17 protein-coding genes and 2 tRNA genes are annotated in these 19,310 nt (G+C 45.2%); 16 read left to right on the top strand and 3 right to left on the bottom strand.

Features of this window, described 5'->3' with window-relative positions; genetic code table 11:
• The first annotated feature begins 64 nt into the window (after positions 1-64).
• The gene (locus ACI4L0_RS07300) at positions 65-1,237 is read left to right on the top strand and encodes a phosphoribosylaminoimidazolecarboxamide formyltransferase (RefSeq protein ID WP_439799506.1); all 1,173 of its coding nucleotides are present in this window, start codon (positions 65-67) and stop codon (positions 1,235-1,237) included.
• A gap of 39 nt (positions 1,238-1,276) precedes the next feature.
• Here ACI4L0_RS07300 and ACI4L0_RS07295 read toward each other — a convergent pair whose 3' ends face one another.
• From ACI4L0_RS07295 to ACI4L0_RS07285, 3 genes are read right to left on the bottom strand one after another with little or no spacing between them, the layout of a single operon-like run.
• Positions 1,277-2,056: a class I SAM-dependent methyltransferase gene (locus ACI4L0_RS07295; RefSeq protein WP_439799505.1), complete on the bottom strand. Its 780-nt coding sequence runs from the start codon at positions 2,054-2,056 to the stop codon at positions 1,277-1,279.
• On the bottom strand, positions 2,053-3,036 hold the full coding sequence (lgt, locus tag ACI4L0_RS07290; RefSeq protein WP_439799504.1) for a prolipoprotein diacylglyceryl transferase: 984 nt from the start codon (positions 3,034-3,036) through the stop codon (positions 2,053-2,055). The genes ACI4L0_RS07295 and lgt overlap by 4 nt, the downstream gene beginning before the upstream one ends.
• 3 nt (positions 3,037-3,039) lie before the next feature.
• The gene (locus tag ACI4L0_RS07285; protein WP_439799503.1) at positions 3,040-4,191 is read right to left on the bottom strand and encodes an AAA family ATPase; all 1,152 of its coding nucleotides are present in this window, start codon (positions 4,189-4,191) and stop codon (positions 3,040-3,042) included.
• 146 nt (positions 4,192-4,337) lie between these two features.
• Between ACI4L0_RS07285 and ACI4L0_RS07280 the strand changes: the two genes are divergently transcribed.
• The 15 genes from ACI4L0_RS07280 (at position 4,338) to rpsG (ending at position 18,845) form a co-directional block, all read left to right on the top strand.
• Positions 4,338-4,871: a hypothetical protein gene (locus ACI4L0_RS07280; protein WP_439799502.1), complete on the top strand. Its 534-nt coding sequence runs from the start codon at positions 4,338-4,340 to the stop codon at positions 4,869-4,871.
• A 154-nt stretch (positions 4,872-5,025) separates the two neighbouring features.
• Entirely contained in the window at positions 5,026-5,889 is an 864-nt protein-coding gene (gene epsC, locus ACI4L0_RS07275) for a serine O-acetyltransferase EpsC (protein ID WP_439799501.1), read from the top strand.
• A 109-nt stretch (positions 5,890-5,998) separates the two neighbouring features.
• Positions 5,999-6,071, top strand: a tRNA-Thr gene (locus ACI4L0_RS07270).
• A gap of 28 nt (positions 6,072-6,099) precedes the next feature.
• Positions 6,100-6,276 (top strand): 50S ribosomal protein L33, encoded by a 177-nt coding sequence (gene rpmG / locus ACI4L0_RS07265; protein ID WP_439799500.1) that lies wholly within the window; start codon positions 6,100-6,102, stop codon positions 6,274-6,276.
• A 42-nt stretch (positions 6,277-6,318) separates the two neighbouring features.
• Positions 6,319-6,391: transfer RNA gene (locus ACI4L0_RS07260), tRNA-Trp, on the top strand.
• A gap of 26 nt (positions 6,392-6,417) precedes the next feature.
• Positions 6,418-6,597 (top strand): preprotein translocase subunit SecE, encoded by a 180-nt coding sequence (gene secE, locus ACI4L0_RS07255; protein WP_439799499.1) that lies wholly within the window; start codon positions 6,418-6,420, stop codon positions 6,595-6,597.
• Positions 6,598-6,606: 9 nt separating this feature from the next.
• Positions 6,607-7,164, top strand: a complete 558-nt coding sequence (gene nusG, locus ACI4L0_RS07250) for a transcription termination/antitermination protein NusG (RefSeq protein WP_439799498.1) — start codon at positions 6,607-6,609, stop codon at positions 7,162-7,164.
• Positions 7,165-7,359: 195 nt separating this feature from the next.
• A complete protein-coding gene (gene rplK / locus ACI4L0_RS07245; protein ID WP_439799497.1) occupies positions 7,360-7,794 on the top strand; it encodes a 50S ribosomal protein L11 in 435 nt (144 codons plus the stop codon).
• On the top strand, positions 7,794-8,471 hold the full coding sequence (gene rplA, locus ACI4L0_RS07240; protein WP_439799496.1) for a 50S ribosomal protein L1: 678 nt from the start codon (positions 7,794-7,796) through the stop codon (positions 8,469-8,471). The genes rplK and rplA overlap by 1 nt, the downstream gene beginning before the upstream one ends.
• Positions 8,471-9,034, top strand: coding sequence for a 50S ribosomal protein L10 (rplJ, locus tag ACI4L0_RS07235; RefSeq protein WP_439799495.1), 564 nt, complete (start codon positions 8,471-8,473; stop codon positions 9,032-9,034). The genes rplA and rplJ overlap by 1 nt, the downstream gene beginning before the upstream one ends.
• Positions 9,035-9,205: 171 nt before the next feature.
• Positions 9,206-9,577, top strand: coding sequence for a 50S ribosomal protein L7/L12 (gene rplL, locus ACI4L0_RS07230; protein ID WP_439799494.1), 372 nt, complete (start codon positions 9,206-9,208; stop codon positions 9,575-9,577).
• Between the two features lie 227 nt (positions 9,578-9,804).
• Complete coding sequence (gene rpoB, locus ACI4L0_RS07225) at positions 9,805-13,362, top strand: DNA-directed RNA polymerase subunit beta (RefSeq protein WP_439799493.1); 3,558 nt, start codon at positions 9,805-9,807, stop codon at positions 13,360-13,362.
• Positions 13,355-17,839: a DNA-directed RNA polymerase subunit beta' gene (rpoC, locus tag ACI4L0_RS07220; protein WP_439799492.1), complete on the top strand. Its 4,485-nt coding sequence runs from the start codon at positions 13,355-13,357 to the stop codon at positions 17,837-17,839. The genes rpoB and rpoC overlap by 8 nt, the downstream gene beginning before the upstream one ends.
• A gap of 145 nt (positions 17,840-17,984) precedes the next feature.
• Positions 17,985-18,359 carry a 30S ribosomal protein S12 gene (rpsL, locus tag ACI4L0_RS07215; protein WP_013702572.1) on the top strand — a complete coding sequence of 125 codons (375 nt, stop codon included), beginning with the start codon at positions 17,985-17,987 and terminating at the stop codon, positions 18,357-18,359.
• A gap of 15 nt (positions 18,360-18,374) precedes the next feature.
• Entirely contained in the window at positions 18,375-18,845 is a 471-nt protein-coding gene (rpsG, locus tag ACI4L0_RS07210) for a 30S ribosomal protein S7 (protein WP_439799491.1), read from the top strand.
• Positions 18,846-19,310: the final 465 nt, after the last annotated feature.

Below are 19,310 nucleotides of genomic sequence, written 5' to 3'. Positions count from 1 at the left end.
TTTAAAGTCAACTCGGAAACTTTGCTTTTCGATGTTTTTATAGAAATATTCATTGGAGTTTATAATGAAAGAACTTGAGTTAAAATACGGATGCAATCCGAACCAGAAGCCGGCGAGAGTCTACATGGAAAGCGGCGAGCTTCCTGTAAAAGTTGTAAACGGAAAGCCTGGCTACATAAATCTGCTTGATGCTCTGAACGGCTGGCAGCTTGTAAAAGAGCTTAAAGAAGCCACAGGACTTCCGGCTGCTTCTTCATTTAAGCATGTATCTCCTGCCGGTGCAGCAGTAGGACGTCCTTTGAGCGATACTCTGAAAAAAGTTTATTATACTGATGACGTTGAGCTTACACCTTTGGCCTGTGCTTATGCCCGGGCGCGCGGTGCTGACAGAATGTCTTCGTTCGGGGATTTTATTGCTCTCAGTGACAAATGCGACAAGGCGACTGCTCTTTTGATAAAAAAAGAGGTTTCGGACGGAATAATTGCTCCCGGCTATGACGAGGATGCCCTTGAAATTCTTTGTGAAAAGAAAAAAGGCGGTTATTGTGTTCTCCAGATAGACGAAAACTATGTTCCTGCTGAAACAGAAAAAAAGCAGGTTTTCGGCATAACTTTTGAGCAGGGGCATAATTTTATAAAGATTGATGATTCCTGCCTGAAAAATCTTGTGACCAAAAACAAGTCGCTTTCAAAGGAAGAGCAGGACAATCTTCTGATTTCTCTGATTATCTTAAAATACACACAGTCAAACAGTGTCTGCTATGTAAAGGACGGACAGGCCATTGGCATTGGAGCCGGACAGCAGAGCCGCATTCACTGCACACGTCTTGCCGGGGACAAGGCTGACAAATGGTGGCTCAGGCAGAGTCCCCAGGTTTTGAGCCTTAAATTCAGAAAGGATGTAAAGAGAGCCGACCGGGACAATACGATTGATGTCTATACAAGCGATGATTACGAGGATGTTCTTGCGGAAGGAATATGGCAGAATTTCTTTGAGGAAAAACCTCCTGTGTTTACCCGTGATGAGCGCAAGGCATGGATTGCGAAAAATACAGATGTTGCGGTTGGCAGCGATGCTTTTTTCCCTTTTGGAGATAACATCGAAAGAGCTCATAGAAGCGGTGTAAAGGTCATTGCGCAGCCAGGCGGCTCAATCCGTGATGACAATGTCATTGAAACTTGCGATAAGTATAATATAGCGATGGCGTTTACCGGAATAAGGCTTTTCCACCACTAGAATTTGCCACTGACGCTGATTAATTGCTTTAAGTGTTAATCAGCGTTTTTTTAGCACATCAACTATATGGGAGCCGGCGCCTAAAATTTCCCTGCGCTCCGCATTGCACATTTGATATTCAATGAATTTGTTGAAAGTTTCCTCGCTCATTGCGTTGAGTTCTTTTCTCATAAAATCAGCCGGCCCGTCAGGGGAAAAAATTTTCAGCCTTTCCAGTCCGCTCAGTTGATTCAGCCTGTCGATGTCTTCAAGTCGCACGTAGTCATAAAGCTCATTTTCGTCCGGGTGGATATGAAAATCCCGGGAAACTTTTCCGCTTTCCATCAGGCCTGAAATTCTGTCCTGCGCAAAGCAGTATGAAAGAATGCTGTAGTCATTTAAAAGATATGCTGTGAAAATTACGCCGTTTTTTTTGGTTATTCTGGCGGCTTCATTCAGGGCCTTGAGCTTGTCTTTTTCCTGGTGAAGATGATAAAGCGGCCCGAAGAGTATCGTAACGTCAAAGAATTCATCCTGTAGAAATCCAAGGTTCATCGCATTTCCGGGCCAGCATTTTACGTGTTCGTGCTTCGCTTCCAGAATCCGAAGATTGTGCTCCACAAGCTCGACCGCGGTAACGTCAAAGCCTTCTCTTGCAAGCGCAACAGAATATCTGCCTGTTCCGGCTCCGATGTCGGCGATTTTGAATTCAGCCCTGTTTTCCGCCGGAAGAAAATCATGGATATATTTCATTGCCACTGCGAATTCTACTTTTCCGTGGCGTGTTGCCAGGCGGTTTTCTTCCCTGTGCTTATTGTAGTGCTTTTCTATTTCCGTCATTTTTTATGAGAGGATCTGCTGAGAATGCCAAGAATAACAATCATCAGTGTTCCGCCGAAAATCATCATAAGGCAGAAAATTTGCCCAGTGCTCAGATTCAGCATGGAAGAATTTGTATAAATGGCAGCATCTTTTGTGACTGAAATTCTGTAGCCCAAATCCGCGTCCGGCTCTCTGAAATATTCAATAAAAAAGCGGACGGCACCGTATCCGAGTATATAACAGGCAGTTAAAAATCCGTCAAAGGGCTTTTTTTTGCGCAGGCTCCAGATGAGCAAAAACAGCACAATGCCCTCAAAAAATGCCTCGTAAAGCTGACTCGGGTGGCGCGGAAGATTCACCAGCCTGAAGCCATCGATGGACATTCCTATTTCATCTGCAAATTCCCTTACCCATCCAAGGCTCGCTGAAAAAGTTTCTGCGCGCGGAAACACAATTCCCCAGGGAGCTTTTGTTATTCGTCCGTACAGTTCTCCGTTCATGAAATTTCCTATGCGGCCGAAAGTGTATCCGAGCGGAATTGCAACAGCCATTGCATCAATCCATTTCAGCGCGGGCTTTTTGTGTTTTTTGCACCAGATGACAAGTCCTATAAGTCCGCCCAGAAATCCTCCGTGGTAAGACATTCCTGCAAGACCTGTAAAGCGGTTTGTCACAGTATCGAACGGCCAGAAAATGAGCCATGGCTTTTTCCAGTACAGCCCCGAAGTGTCGTACACCAGAGTTGAAAACACGCGCGCCCCAATCAGCAGAAAAACAATTCCAAAGCCAATAAAGCTTAAAACATCGTCCTCTGTTGCCTTTGAGTCCGGAGTGTCCAGCGCGCCTTCACGCTGAAGATGCCGCAGCACCGAAAATGCTGTTGCGAATGCGAATATATACATCAGCCCGTACCAGCGCACAAGCCCAAGCAGCGGAATTCCGGGAAACAGTTCCGGATGAATCCAGAAGGGATAGTTTATATAAAGAAAATTCTGCATTTTTTACACCTTGAAGCCTTTTTCCGCAGCTTCCAGAAGTTTTTTCTTAAGGAAAGTATTTTCGTTTTTCAGCCTTGTAAGCTCGTACTGCTGAAGCTTTATTGTTTCCGCTAGCTCTCCGGGTGTAAGGGCGCCTGTTCCGGCAAGCTCTTCAATGTATGCCATTTTCTGCCCGAAGTCATCGGTTGCTTCTTCCGAGGCTATTTCAAATGAAGTGTCTGAAGCCTGTGTCATGTCATAGTTTTCGTCAAATTTCAGCGTTTCAGACTGTATTATTTTTTCAGCGATTCTATAGATTGCCTGGCCTATAATTGACTGCGGCTTGTAGACAATCACCGGAAGTCGCGATGCAAGAGCCTTGTCCTGAAGCGTGTCACGGTAAATCACGCCGAGATGCTCCAGGTCAAGATCAAGGTACTGCTGGCACGATCTGCGGATTCTCTGGGCGCGGTCAGCATCCTTGGGGTCGTCTATCATGTTCAGGATAAGGCGCGGATGGAATTCCTTTATGCGCTTTTTGAAAAGCTCGGTTCCATCATGATCTTCCTTTTCAAGAATTTCTATGAGGCGCGGAATATAAAGCCGCTGGAGCGACATGGAATCCTTTTTCAGCGATTCAAGATACTTGTATCCTGCGCTTCCCTTTTTGAATGTATTGTACATCATGCGGAACATTACATTCTTTAAAAACAGGTATCCGTTCAGTGTCGCTGTGACAGTCGGAGCTGTAACAACAATTCCCTGCGGAGAAAGCAGAAACATATCAAGAATTGTAAGATGTGTTCCTGCGCCAAGGTCTAGAATCAGATAGTCAAACTTGGATTCCTGTGCAGTGAAACTTTTTATCAGCTCGTTTTTCTGGCTGACCTTGAGCGAAGTGAGGCCTGGAATTTCAGAATCCCCGGCGATGAATGAAACGTTCTTGTAGTCTGTGGGGCAAATTATATCCTCGAATTTGTTTTCGCCTGTAAGAAAAGTGCCGATTCCCGCTTTTGGACTTGGATGCCCTATCACAAGATGAAGGTTCGACGCACCTAAATCCAGGTCAATGAGAAGTACTTTTTTTTCCGCCTGTCCCAAGGCAATCGCGAGGTTTGCGCTTAAAAGGCTTTTTCCTACACCGCCCTTTCCGCTTGCTACTGGAATAATCTGCATAGCCTGATTGTATCATAGAAAGTTCTGTTTTTAAAGACATTTTAGCCAGCCTTGAAAAAACAGAGTTTTTTGGCGGCTTCTGTTGACGGATGAAGATATCGCTTTTTGCCCGAAAACTCTATATAATGCTGAGCCGGAGGAAAACTGTGCTTGAGCTGAATTCGTGTGTTTCTCTCGGCGGAAAAACATACAGACTTGAAAAGCTTCTCGGAAAGGGAAAAGGCGGATATTCATATCTTTCGTCCTGCGGCGGAGAATTTTTTGTGGTGAAGCAAATTCATCATGAGCCGTGCAGCTATTATACTTTCGGGGACAAAATTCAGTCTGAGCTGAATGACTACAGCCGCCTCAAGGCTTCCGGCATCAGGATTCCGCGCATGATTTCCTGCGACACAAAAAATGAAAGGCTTGTAAAGGAATTTATCGACGGCCCCACGGTTGAATCGCTGGCGCAGTCCGGACTTTTAATGCCTGAATATATTGAGCAGGCGGAGGAGATGTGCCGGATTCTTTATCCTCTGGGACTGAACATCGATTATTATCCCACTAATTTTATTGTGCGTGACGGTCTTTTGTACTACATTGACTATGAATGCAATTCCTATTCCGACGAGTGGAATTTTGAAAACTGGGGAAAGAAATACTGGGTGAACCGCTGTCTTTCCGGCGAAGAAAAATAGCGGCCCGGTCTGATGTTGACAGTTGCGCTTTAAATTTATATTTTAAAGGAAATTCTTGAAAATCCCAAGAAACACTGCATAGCCTTTTTTCCAAATTGTAACGAAGCCCGGCTTTTTGTGCCGCCGCATCATTTTTAGCATACAACGGGAGCTTATGAGCATGACAATAGACACTGCTGTGGACAAAATTCTTGAGTCGTACCAGAAATATGGCGGAATAAACCTTGACGAGGCAATGAAATTTCCAAACAGGGAAAACGTGATTACTGTGCTGAAGGATATACAATGCCTGATTTTTCCAGGCTACCGTGTGGCGGAAGAAATCGACAGCATTACGCTCCGCTTTGTTACCGGGGAACGCGTGAACCGCATAGTTTCCATGCTCACCAGGGAAATCAAGAAGGCTCTTTCGTTTGTTGTGCAGAATGATAAGGTTGAGCTTTCACATTGCTTTAATCTGGCGGAAAAAGCGTCCCTTGCCCTGATTGAGGAAATTCCTGAAATCCGCAGAAAAATCGGGCTTGATGTGCAGGCTGCCAATGCAGGAGATCCGGCCGCACGCTCCAGCGAGGAAGTCATAGTTTCCTATCCGTGCCTTGAGGCGATTTCCGTTTATCGGATTGCGCATTTTCTTTCAGAGAATGGAGTTCCTGTTATTCCGCGGATAATGAGTGAATATGCGCACAGTCATACGGGGATTGATATAAATCCGGGCGCTAAAATCGGTGAAAGTTTTTTTATTGACCATGGAACCGGTGTTGTAATCGGCGAAAGCTGTGTCATTGGCAATAATGTGAAAATCTACCAGGGTGTCACTCTGGGCGCGCTGAGTGTCAAGAAAGAGCTTATGAACAAAAAGCGGCATCCTACAATAGAAAACAATGTTACGATTTATGCCAACGCCACTATTCTGGGCGGAAACACAGTGATCGGGGAAGGCTGTGTTATCGGAGGAAACACGTGGATTACAAAATCTGTTCCGCCACATACAACATTTACACAGGAATCCCGTTCGTAAAAAAAAATATAATTTGAATTTCTGTAAATTTGAAACACTGTTATTGACATATTTTTTCTATTAAGATATATTTCCAAAACATACCATTTTTGGGGAATAGTATTCCTATGCTCTTGTAGCTCAGTCGGTAGAGCACATCGTTGGTAACGATGAGGTCAGCGGTCCGATTCCGCTCGGGAGCTATGAGATTAGTAAAAGAGGAGCAAAATCATGGCAAGCAAGAAGAAAACAGCCGTAGAAATCATTGCGTTGCAGTGCACAGAATGTAAGCGCAAGAATTACACAACATACAAAAACCGCAAGAATATCACAGGCAAGCTTGAAAAGAACAAATACTGTCCTTTCTGCCGCAAGGAAATTCTTCATAAAGAAACAAAAGCAAAATAAACAAAACGCCTTCTTTGCATAGCAGGAGGGCATTGTATATTTAGGTCAGTAGCTCAGTTGGTAGAGTCCCGGTCTCCAAAACCGGTTGTCGCGGGTTCGAGTCCTGCCTGGCCTGTTAATTTACAAAATATGAGGATGAAAATGAAGAAAATTTTCCAGTTTTTTAAAGAATGTGCCGGAGAGCTTAGAAAAGTAACGTGGCCATCACGTGCCCAGGTTCTTTCTTCTACAAAGGTTGTTTTCATCTCTACGATTGTTGTTGCATTGATTCTGGGGCTTCTTGACTGGTTGTTCACAGAAGGCCTCCGCCTTGTTTTTTAGGGGAGTCTGATGGCAAGAAACTGGTATATTCTTCAGACGTATGCGGGATATGAGCAGAAGGTTCAAAGAACGCTGAATTCAATGCTCGGCGAGCAGAAGCTTGATCCGAATATTGTGTTTCAGATTAAAGTTCCTATGGAAGAAGTCGTTGAGATTTCAAATGGAAAAAAGCATGTCCGCAACAATCTGCTTCTTCCTGGATATATCATGGTTGAGATGGATCTTCCGCAGATTGGATGGAATGCCACTTGCTCCACTATTCGCCGTGTTCAGGGTGTGACTGGTTTTGTTGGTGTAAAGCCTGTGGAACGTCCCCGTCCTATTTCCGTTGATGAAGCGAAGAATATTCTTCAGATGGCTGGCGAGCTGAAAGGTGAAAAGCAGGTTCGCATCAAGCAGAATTTTGAAGTTGGCGAGACTGTAAAAATCACAGAAGGTCCTTTTGCTACTTTCAGCGGCGCAATCGAAGCTATAAATACAGAAAAGAACAAGCTTCGTGTTAATGTTCAGATTTTCGGAAGGGCAACGCCTGTTGAAGTTGATGTCCTTCAGGTAGAAAAAATATAGAAGTTTTGTACTAAAGGCTTCGGTTTTTTTTATAGGCTGTTTTGTATGTTGAAAACAGCGCATGATGTTTGATAGAATTTTGCATTTTATAAATGCTTTTTTCTTAGTTTGGGAGAAATGCAGGTCCGTTGGACATAGGCATTTCGCTAGGGGTTAGAAAATCTAATACCCGCCACCAATATAAGGAGATATATTATGGCCACAAAAAAGGTTACAGCTGTTATTAAACTTCAGTGCCCTGCCGGCGCTGCTACACCAGCTCCACCTATTGGACCGGCTCTTGGACCTCACGGAGTTTCTGCACCAAAATTTGTTCAGGAATTCAATGACCGCACAAAGAGCATGGAAAAGGGACTTGTAATCCCTGTAGTTATCACTGTCTATCAGGACAAATCCTACACATTTATTCTCAAGACTCCTCCTGCAGCTGTTCTTATTAAAAAAGCTGTTGGAATTCAGAAAGGCTCGGGAAATCCTCTTCGCAGCAAGGTTGGAAAACTTTCAAAGGCTTCTCTTGAAGAGATAGCAAAGCAGAAGCTTCCTGATCTGAATGCAAACGATCTTGAGGCAGCTAAGAAAATTATTGCTGGTACTGCACGCAGTATGGGCGTAGAAGTGGAGGCTGAATAATGAAGCACGGAAAAAAATACCGCGAATCATTGAAGAAATATGATCCGGCAAAAGCCTATGGAATTTCAGAAGCTTGCCAGCTTGTAAAAGATCTTCACTATGTAAAATTTGATGAGACTGTTGAGCTTTCAGTTTCTTTGAAGCTGGAAAAGAACCAGACAGTGCGCGATACACTTGTTTTCCCTCATCAGTTTACAGCAGAAAAGCGTGTTCTTGTGTTCTGCAAAGATGATCGTGTAAAGGAAGCTCTTGATGCCGGCGCAACCTATGCAGGTACTGAGTATATTGAAAAGGTAAAGGGCGGCTGGCTTGACTTTGATGTTGCAGTTGCTACACCTGACATGATGAAGGATGTCGGCCGTCTTGGTATGGTTTTGGGACGCAAGGGCCTTATGCCTAACCCTAAGACTGGAACTGTTACTCCTAATATCGCACAGGCAGTTGCTGAGTTGAAAAAGGGACGCACTGAATTCCGTGCGGACAAGACAGGTGTTGTTCATATTCCTGTTGGAAAAGTTTCAATGGATGTAAAAGATACTGTTGAAAACGTAAAGGCTTTTCTTACAGAGCTTGAACGCAAAAAGCCGAGCGATGCAAAGGTTGGATTTGTGCGCTCTGTTTCAATCAGTTCTTCAATGGGACCTGGCGTTTGGGTTGATTTCAAGGAGGCAGAATAATGGCTATTTTGGCGAAAAAAATTCAGCCTAGCAAAACACAGGCTATTGAAGAAGCAAAGAAAGTTCTCAGTGAATACAAGGATTTTATTTTTGTTGAGTACAGAGGACTGACAGTTGAGCAGATTACAAAGCTCCGCCATTCTCTTCGCGAAAAGAATTCACAGTTCAAGGTTATTAAGAACAACTTTGCCCGTGTTGCTTTTGACGAGATGAAGAATGATGCGGTTGCCCAGTATCTTTCCGGACCTACAGCCATCGCCATGATAAAGGACGAGGCCAATGAGTCTGCTAAAGTGCTCTTTGACTTTGCAAAAGAAGCCCCTGCTCTTGTTGTAAAAGGCGCATGGGTGGAAGACGAGCTTTATGATGCTGCTAAAATCGAAGCGTTTGCAAAGCTTCCTGGAAAAAAGCAGCTCATCGCAATGCTTATGTCTGCAATCAATGGACCTGCAAGAAAACTTGCCGGAACATTGCAAGCATATGTTGAAAAACTGGAAAAAGAAGGTCCTGCTACCGAAGCTCCAAAGGCGGAAGAAGCAGCCCCTGCCCCAGCAGCTGAGTAATAATTCAGTTGGGTATATGGCATCTGCCATTTCCCAGGGCGGATTTTTTCCCTGCGGTCAGGCTTCATAGCTGTCGACTGTCCGCAGAAAAACTGATGCAGGGTATTAAAAACAGTTTGTTTTTATCTGCACAGAATTTTACTAATCATATTTGATTATGGAGAAGACAATATGGCAGCTCTTACAAATGATGAAATTCTTGAAGCGATTGCAAACATGACAGTTCAGCAGGCAGCTGACCTTGTAAAGGCAATGGAAGAAAAATTTGGTGTTTCCGCAGCAGCTCCTGTAGCAGTTGCAGCAGGCCCAGCAGCAGCTGAAGAAGAGCAGACAGAATTCACAGTTACACTTGAATCTATCGATCCAGCAAAGAAAATGGATGTTATTAAGGCTGTTAAGGCTGCAACAGGCCTTGGTCTTAAAGAGGCAATGGCGATTGTTACTGGTGCTCCTCAGGTTATCAAAGAGGGTGTATCTAAGGCTGATGCTGACAAGCTTATTGCCGACATTACAGCTGCTGGTGGAAAAGTCAGCAAGAAATAATCCGGCCGATGCTTGATTGTTTTTCTTCAAGATATTTATAACACTTGAGCTCTAGCTTCAGGGAATTTTTTCCCTGAGGCTTTTGTTGTCAAAAGAGCCTGCATGTTGGCTTAAAATAAACCTGCCGGAACAGGAATTTCCGAGAGGGCGCTTTTTCTCGTGCTGAGCAAAGTCTTTGCTTGTAGCGGTCTTAGCGTACCGGTTTCTAACCTTAAAAGAGGTATTTGATGTTCGCAAAGAGCAAGAAAATTGTTCGCCAGTACATAGGAAAAGACATCCAGGATTTCATGGAGCTTCCTAATCTTATCGACATTCAGCTTTCTTCCTACGAAGAATTTATCCAGAAAGATAGAATAAAAAGAGGAGAGCCTCTTTTGAACCAGGGACTTCAGGAGGTTTTCACTTCCACATTTCCAATTATAAGCCCTGTGGGAGATATGTCTCTTGAATATGAATTTTATGAGCTTGACTATGACAGCATAAAATTCAGCGAGCAGGAATGTAAGAAAAAGGGCGTGTCCTATGCAGTTCCCTTGAAGGCTCGCATAAATTTGAATTTTAAAAATACCGGTGCAATCCTGCAGAAGGATATATACATGGGCGATATTCCTCTTATGACAGACAGGGGAACTTTTATTATCAACGGTGCAGAGCGCGTTGTTGTAAGCCAGATTCACCGTTCACCGGGAGTTATTTTCCAGCGCGACAAGGGTGTTCTTTCAAGCCGTATAATTCCATACCGCGGCTCATGGCTTGAATTTGAGATTGACCAGAAGAAAGAGCTTATCTATGCCAAGATTGACCGCAAGAAAAAAATTCTCGGAACAATTTTCCTGCGCGCATTGGGATATTCAACACGCGAAGAGATTATCAACTGCTTCTATGTCACAGAAAACGTGAAAATTTCCGCTGATTCTGAAAAGCGCGATGAGCTTTCAGGAAAGGTGCTCGGAAAGCCTGTTGTTATCCGCGACGGGGAATCAGGAGAAGAAAAGCGTCTTTTCCGCGCAGGCGACAAGCTTCATCCGCATGATATTGACGACCTTGTTTCAAACGGAGTCGAGGAAATCAATGTTATAAAATTCAACATGAAAAAGAATCCTGACAACAAGGACGAGAAAAACCCGTCTTTGGACAGCGAAATGATTGTTAACTGCTTTGAGCGCGAGGAAATCATTTTCTCAAAGGAGGGATCTTCTTCTGCGGATGAGCCTACAAGAGAAGAGTGCCTTTCAAAGGTGTATGCTGTCCTGATGCCGGGAGAGCCTATTACGGTTGAGGCAGCCGAGCGTGATCTTACAACAATGTTCTTCAATGTGCGCCGCTATGATCTTGGCCGTGTGGGACGCTACAAGCTTAACAAGAAATTCGACTATAAAGAGCCGGTTGAAGATGTGACTCTTACAAAGGATGATATCATCAACACGATGAAGCATCTTATAGAAGTTTATATAGGCGATGAGCCGCTTGATGACATTGACCATTTGGGCCGCCGCCGTGTCCGCTCTGTGGGCGAGCTTCTGACGAACCAGTTTAAAACAGCCTTTTCGCGCATGGAAAGAATCGCAAAAGACCGCATGAACCTGAAGGAAACAGAAACACTGAAGCCGCAGGATTTGATTTCCATAAAGCCTATAATTTCTTCAGTACGTGAATTCTTCGGATCAAGCCAGCTTTCACAGTTCATGGATCAGTGTAATCCGCTTGCAGAGCTTACGCACAAAAGACGTCTTAACGCTCTGGGACCGGGCGGACTTTCCCGCGACAGAGCCGGCTTTGAAGTCCGTGATGTTCATTATACGCACTACGGCCGCATGTGTCCTATTGAAACACCTGAAGGCCCGAATATCGGACTTATTGTTTCCCTTGCCATTTTTACCCGTGTAAATGAATACGGATTCCTTGAGGAGCCTTACCGCAAGGTTGTGGACGGAAGGGCTACAAATGAAGTTGATTACCTTGATCCTATGGACGAGGATAAATACTACGTCGGTCAGGTTACTGAAGGAATGAAGGCAGACGGAGAATTCCCTACGGAAATGGTTTCATGCCGTCACCGCGGCGATTATTCAACCCGCAATGTCAAGGATATCCAGTACATGGATGTTTCTCCGCGCCAGGTTATTTCAGTTTCCGCATCCCTTGTTCCGTTCCTTGAGCATGATGATGCTAACCGCGCATTGATGGGCTGTAACATGCAGCGCCAGGCTGTTCCTCTTTTGTTCCCTGAGCCGCCTCATGTTGGAACAGGTATGGAGCAGAAGACCGCCTATGATTCAGGAGTTCTCACAAAAGCCCGCCGCGCAGGAATTGTTAAGTGGGTTGAAAGCGACCTCATCAAGGTTAAGCCGGATGGAGTCAAGGGCGATGTGCTTGATGAATATCCGCTCCTGAAATACCAGAAGACAAACAGCGATACAGTTAATCACCAGCGTCCGACTGTTCAGGTTGGAGAGCATGTTGAGGCAGGAAGCGTTATTGCCGACGGACCTGCTACATTCAACGGAGAGCTTGCTCTGGGCCGCAATATTCTTGTTGGCTTTGTTCCGTGGAATGGATACAACTACGAGGATGCTGTTCTTATCAGCCAGCGTGTTGTAAAAGAAGATATGTATACTTCTGTCCACATCCATGAGTTCCAGACTGAAATCCGCGAGACAAAGCTCGGCCCTGAGCGCATTACCCGCGATATTCCGAACATTTCAGAAAAGATTCTTGACAATCTTGACTCTGAGGGAATTGTGCGCATCGGTGCAAAAGTCCGCTCCGGAGATATTCTGGTTGGAAAGGTTACTCCAAAGAACGAAACCGAGACTACTCCTGAATTCAAGCTTTTGAACTCGATTTTCGGTGAGAAGGCCAAGGAAGTCCGCGATTCATCCCTAAAGCTTCCGCATGGAGTGCAGGGTGTTGTTATTGATATTCAGCGTCTTAAAAGAAGCGAAGGCGATGAGCTTCAGCCGGGCGTTGATGAGCAGGTAAAGGTTATCATCGCAGATAAGCGCAAGCTTGTTGTCGGAGATAAGATGGCAGGCCGCCACGGAAACAAGGGTGTTGTTGCCCGTATTCTTCCTGTTGAGGATATGCCTTATCTCGAGGACGGAACTCCGCTTGATGTCTGCCTGAATCCGCTTGGTGTTCCTTCGCGAATGAATATCGGACAGATTATGGAGTCAGAGCTGGGACGAGCCGGTCTTGTTTTGAATGAATGGTACAGTTCCCCTGCATTCCAGACGCCAAGCCAGGAGCAGATTGCGGAAAAGCTTGTTCAGGCTGGTCTTTCACCGGACTGCAAGCAGATTGTGCATGATGGATTGACTGGCGAGCCGTTCCTTAATCCGGTTTTTGTCGGTGTCATTTACTTTATGAAGCTTCATCACCTTGTTGATGATAAGATGCATGCCCGCTCAACAGGTCCGTATTCTCTTGTTACTCAGCAGCCTTTGGGAGGAAAGGCCCAGTTTGGTGGACAGCGTCTTGGTGAAATGGAAGTTTGGGCGCTTGAGGCTTATGGCGCGGCGAACACGCTTCAGGAAATGATGACCATCAAGTCTGATGACATGAACGGCCGTACAAAAGTGTATGAATCAATCGTAAAGGGCGAGCCGACTGCTCCAATCGGAGTGCCGGAGTCATTCAACGTTTTGGTTCAGGAACTGCGCGGGCTTGCATTGGACTTTACAATTTATGATGATAAAGGCAAGCAGATTGCCCTTACAGAGCGTGACCAGGAGCTTATAGACAAGGTGGGCGCTGGTTTTGACAAGGAGAACGAAAATGCGTGATATTCAGGATTTTACAAGCCTAAAAATTAAACTTGCTTCCCCGGAAAATATCCGTTCATGGTCTTACGGAGAAGTAAAAAAGCCGGAAACTATAAATTACCGCACACTCCGCCCGGAGAGGGACGGTCTTTTCTGCGAGCGCATTTTTGGAACCACAAAGGAATGGGAATGTTACTGCGGAAAATTTAAGTCGATACGCTACAAGGGTGTTGTCTGCGATCGCTGCGGTGTTGAAGTTACACACTTCAAGGTTCGCCGTGAGCGCACCGGACACATTGATCTTGCGGCTCCTGTCAGCCATATTTGGTATTATCATTCTGTGCCGAGCCGCATGGGACTTTTGCTTGACTTGCAGGTGGCATCGCTCCGTTCGATTCTTTATTATGAGAAGTATATTGTCATTGAGCCTGGCGATACAGATTTGAAGAAAAACCAGCTTTTGACAGAAGACGAATATCTTGAAGCACAGGAGCGTTACGGCGGAGCTTTTACAGCCGGAATGGGAGCAGAAGCGATAAAAACTTTGCTCGAAAATCTTGACCTGGATGCCCTTGCCGCTGAGCTTCGCGCTAAGATGATTGAAAAGGGGCCGAAGAGCGACAGCCGTCTTTTAAAGAGGATCGAGATTGTTGAGAATTTCCGCACTTCGGAAAACAAGGCCTCATGGATGATTCTGGATGTTATTCCTGTTATTCCGCCGGATTTGCGCCCGATGGTTCAGCTTGACGGAGGACGCTTTGCAACATCTGATCTCAATGATCTGTACCGCCGTGTTATCAACCGCAACAACCGCCTGAAAAAGCTTCAGTCGCTGTCAGCTCCGGACATTATCATCCGCAATGAAAAGCGCATGCTTCAGGAAGCTGTGGATTCATTGTTTGATAATTCAAAGAGAAAGCAGCGTGTTCTAAAGGGAGCCGCAAACCGTCCTTTGAAGTCAATCAGCGATATGCTGAAGGGCAAGCAGGGACGTTTCCGCCAGAATTTGCTTGGAAAGCGCGTGGACTATTCAGGACGCTCTGTAATTGTTGTAGGCCCTGAGCTTAAGCTGTGGCAGTGCGGTCTTCCTGAAAAAATGGCTCTTGAGCTATTCAAGCCGTTTATAATGAAGAAACTCGTAGACAAGGGTGTTGTTCAGAATATAAAGCGCGCCCGCTCTCTTGTGGAAAATGAGTCTACAGAGGTTTTTGAAATTCTTGACGAGGTTGTGCGCGAGCATCCTGTAATGCTCAATCGCGCCCCTACCCTTCACCGCCTTGGAATTCAGGCATTCGAGCCTGTCCTTGTTCCTGGAAAAGCCCTGAAGCTTCATCCGCTGGCATGTAAGGCTTTCAATGCCGACTTTGATGGAGACCAGATGGCAATTCACGTGCCTCTTACCCAGGCTGCGCAGATGGAATGTTGGACACTTATGCTTTCTGCCCGCAACCTCCTCGACCCTGCGAACGGAAATACAATCGTTGCTCCGTCCCAAGATATGGTTTTGGGAATCTACTATATGACTTCTATCAAGCCTAACGCAAAGGGCACTGGAAAATTTTTCTCCAGCGCAGACGAAGTTAGACTTGCTGCATCAAGCGGTGCGATTGACTGGCAGGCAGAGATTAAAATTCACAAGAACATTCTCAATAAGTGCGTGAATGAAGACAGCGAGCCTGACAGCAAGTATATTCTCACTTCCGCCGGCCGAATGGCATTCAATGAATCTATGCCTGATGAAGTGGACTTCTACAACGAGCAGCTTGGCGACAAGAAGCTTAAAAAGATGATTGAAAGCGTTTATCACAACGATCAGACAAGCGACAGGCGCATAAAGGCTCTTATCGAGGAAAAGTATCAGTTCACTTCTTTTGATGCAGATACACTTGAAAAGGTTATGGAAGACGCTTCCCTGAAAAAGCAGATTGACAAGATTTACAACAGGGAAATTCCGCTTGAAGACCACAAGCTCAGAAAAATTCTTCCGGGCTTATATGCTGTTGACCGCGGCTGGCTTACAATTCAAATGCTTGATTCAATAAAGGCCTGCGGATATAAAAACGCTACTTTCTACGGCGCAACTCTTTCAATGGATGATATTCTTGTTCCTGCGGAAAAGGAAGAGATGGTAGAGGAAGCCAACAAGGAAGTTGAGAAGATTGTAAAGCAGTGGAACAGCGGTGCAATCACAGCTGATGAGCGCTATAACAAGTCTATTACAGTCTGGGAAAAGACGAATGACAAGATAACGAACCTCATGATGGACAATCTGGCCAAGCACAAGGATGGTTTCAACACTATCTATATGATGGCTACTTCCGGCGCCCGCGGTTCCAAAAAGCAGATTTCACAGCTTGCGGCAATGCGCGGACTTATGCAGAAGCCGAACGGAGATATCATTGAGCTTCCGATCAGGGCAAACTTCAAGGAAGGTCTTTCCGTTATTGAATTCTTTATTTCAACAAACGGTGCCCGCAAAGGTTTGTCTGATACAGCCTTGAAGACTGCTGATGCCGGATATATGACAAGACGCCTTGTAGATGTTGCGCAGGATGTTGTTGTAAATGAGGAAGACTGCGGAACTATAAATGGAATTGACTACACTGCTATAAAGGACAAGGACACAATCACAGTTCCGCTTGCAAAACGCATTGCGGGACATTATACAATCGAGCGTGTTCTTGACCCTGTTTCCGGCGAGCTTCTCTGTGATGTGAACCAGTACATCGATGAAAGCCTTGCGGAAAAAATAGACAAGGCAGGAGTTGAAAAAGTCAAGCTCCGCACAGTTCTCACCTGCGAAAGCAAGCACGGAATTTGCGTGAAGTGCTACGGAAAGGATTTGGCGCGCAATAAGATTGTTGAGATTGGAGAGGCAGTTGGAACTATTGCAGCCCAGTCAATCGGTCAGCCGGGAACCCAGCTTACATTGCGTACCTTCCATACTGGTGGTGCTGCTGAAGGCGGTCAGAAAGACAATCATATCGTTATGAACTATGATGTCTACATAAAGACACTGTCGGGAACTCACGTTGTTGCCAAGAACGGCGACTGGCTTTTTACACGCCGCGGTTCTATGGAAGTTACAAAGCTCTTCAATACTTATAACTTTGATTCTTCTGATGAGCTTTTTGTTTCGGATGAATCCCGTGTCCGCAAGGGAAATCTGATTCTGAAGCATAACGGACAGGAAGTTTTCGCTTCTGAGTCAGGCCGCATTATTCTGAAAGATAATGTGATTTATCTTACAAGCAATGATCAGATTGTGGAAATAGCCAACGGTTCAACGGTGTATGCGGATTATACAGGCGCTGCATGTGTTGCAAAGGCCGGTGTTCCTGTAGGCGAATTCGATCCGTACAGCGAGCCTATTATCGCAGAAGTTTCAGGATATATCCATTACGAGGATATCATCGATGGCATCACGCTTGAAACAAAGACTGATATTCAGACAGGCTCTGTTGAGCGCCGCATTTCCGACCTTCATCTTGATGTAAAGCAGCCGCGTATTCTTATAACTGATGAAGCCGGAAACGAGCTGGGAAGCTACCACATGCCGGTGGGTGCTATTCTGAGCAATGACATAAAGGACAAGGGCAAGGTTGAAGCAGGAATGACTCTTGCAAAGATGGCGAAGGATGCCGCAAAGGCTAACGATATTACGCTTGGTCTTCCGCGTGTTTCTGAGCTTTTTGAAGCCCGCAGACCAAAGAATCCTGCTGTGATTGCAAAGATTGATGGCACTGTGAAATTCGACAAAATCGTGAAGGGCAAGAGAACTGTTATTGTTGTTGACGAATACGGAAAAGAGCACAGCCATCTTGTTCCTATGATCAAGCGTCTTCTTGTGCGTGACGGTGATATGGTCAAGGCAGGAGAAAAGCTTTGTGACGGCGCAGTGGATGCCCATGATGTTCTTTCTGTGCTCGGCGAAGATCGCCTTCAGAACTTCCTTATGGACGAAATTCAGTCTGTTTACCGTGCGCAGGGTGTTGATATCAACGACAAGCATATCGGAATTATTATCCGCCAGATGCTCAAGAAAGTTGAAATTGTAAAAGTCGGCGATACACGGTTCATATACGGCCAGCAGGTTGACAAGTATACTTTCCGCGAGGAAAATGACAGAGTTGTTGCTGAAGGCGGACAGCCGGCGGTTGCATGCCCGATGTTCCAGGGTATAACAAAGGCCGCTCTTGCAGCTGACTCGTTTATTTCAGCCTGTTCGTTCCAGGAGACCACAAAGGTTCTGACCAATGCCGCAATCGCAGGTTCTGTTGATAATCTGCGCGGTCTAAAGGAAAACATTATTATCGGACATAGAATTCCAGCAGGAACAGGAATCCGCCAGTATAATAATGTAAAGCTTTCCGATGATTCCAGCGCTGACCTGGATGCCAGAATGAAGGAAATTTTGGAGCAGCGTATGCTTGAAATGAAGGAAGCTGAGGAAGCCAATGCAATTCCTGTAATGGATTCCATGGGCGACGAGGATTAAATGATGTATGCCGCTGAAAAAATAGTTTTTTCAGCGGCTCTGCTGAAATTCCCTTGACGAAATCTGTTTGAATTCTGTAAAATTAGTTACTATTTTTGTTATTCTGTCCGAGGTGCTGCTCGGCAAAAATATAGGAGAATAGGCGATGCCTACAATAAACCAATTAATTCGTAAAGGACGTCAGTCTTCTGCAAAAAGAACTAAGGCCCCCGCACTTCAGTCTTGCCCGCAGAAACGTGGTGTTTGCACCCGTGTTATGACTATGACTCCAAAAAAGCCGAATTCGGCTCTTCGTAAGATTGCTCGTGTTCGCTTGAGCAATGGAATAGAAGTTACTGCATATATTCCTGGTATTGGACATAATCTGCAGGAACACTCAGTTGTGCTTGTCCGTGGTGGCCGTGTAAAGGATCTTCCTGGTGTACGCTATCATATTATCCGCGGTACAAAAGATACTCTCGGCGTTGATGGCCGCAAAAGAGCACGTTCAAAATACGGTGCTAAGAAGCCAAAGGCATAATAGGAGGTTGATGCTATGGGAAGACATAAGAAATCAGTTAACCGCCCGGTTATGCCAGATGAAAGATATAACAGCGTAGTTATTTCAAAATTTGTAACACGCATGATGCTTGATGGAAAAAAGCAGGTTTGCCAGAAGATTGTTTATGACGCTTTGGACAACCTGAAGACAAAGACTGACAAGGATCCTCTTGAAGTGTTCCTCAAAGCTTTGGAAAATGTTAAGCCGATGGTGGAAGTAAAGAGCCGCCGTGTTGGTGGTGCGACTTACCAGGTTCCTATTGAAATCCGCGATACCCGCCGCGAGGCTCTTGGAATGCGCTGGATGATTAATGCCGCCCGTGCCCGCAATGGCCATGGAATGGCAGAAACTCTTGCTGCGGAAATTTTTGATGCTTTCAATAATACAGGATCCGCATATAAAAAGAAGGAAGATACCCATAAGATGGCAGAAGCAAACAAGGCTTTTGCTCATTATCGCTGGTAGCTTTGAAAAAGGCCGTCTTGGAAAAGGCGGTCTTTTTTTTATAGTCTAAAAACACTCAAATGATTTAAATTTTTTCTGTTTTTGCCTTGATTTTTTTTTTGAAAAAGTATATAAATAGGTCACATTTATGCTTCTGGTAAGAAGTGTATTCTGCTTTTTGCAGACAGAGTGTTTGATAAGTCAGACGGACAGTTTTTGCTGTCTGGTGAAAGTCGTAAAACATCCGCGGTTGCGTTTGTAGAGTTTCACACCCTGAATGTGCAGAAAGCTTCGTTGATGCTTTCAGAATGTTTGTGTGTTCAGGTTTTTCTGACAGGCTGCCTGAGTTGCTCCCGCGCTTTTGGCAGCTGAAAAGGTACTGAATTCCAAACCAATCGTCAGCCCGGATGATGCTAGGTGGAAAAGGCCAGCTGCTTCGAATAGATGAAACAGATTTTTTTGATGTTGTCCATTCACGAATAGAAT

The organism is Treponema sp. (assembly GCF_051883275.1).
In the GTDB taxonomy this organism is placed as follows: domain Bacteria; phylum Spirochaetota; class Spirochaetia; order Treponematales; family Treponemataceae; genus Treponema_D.
This window is presented reverse-complemented; position numbering and strand designations above follow the sequence as displayed.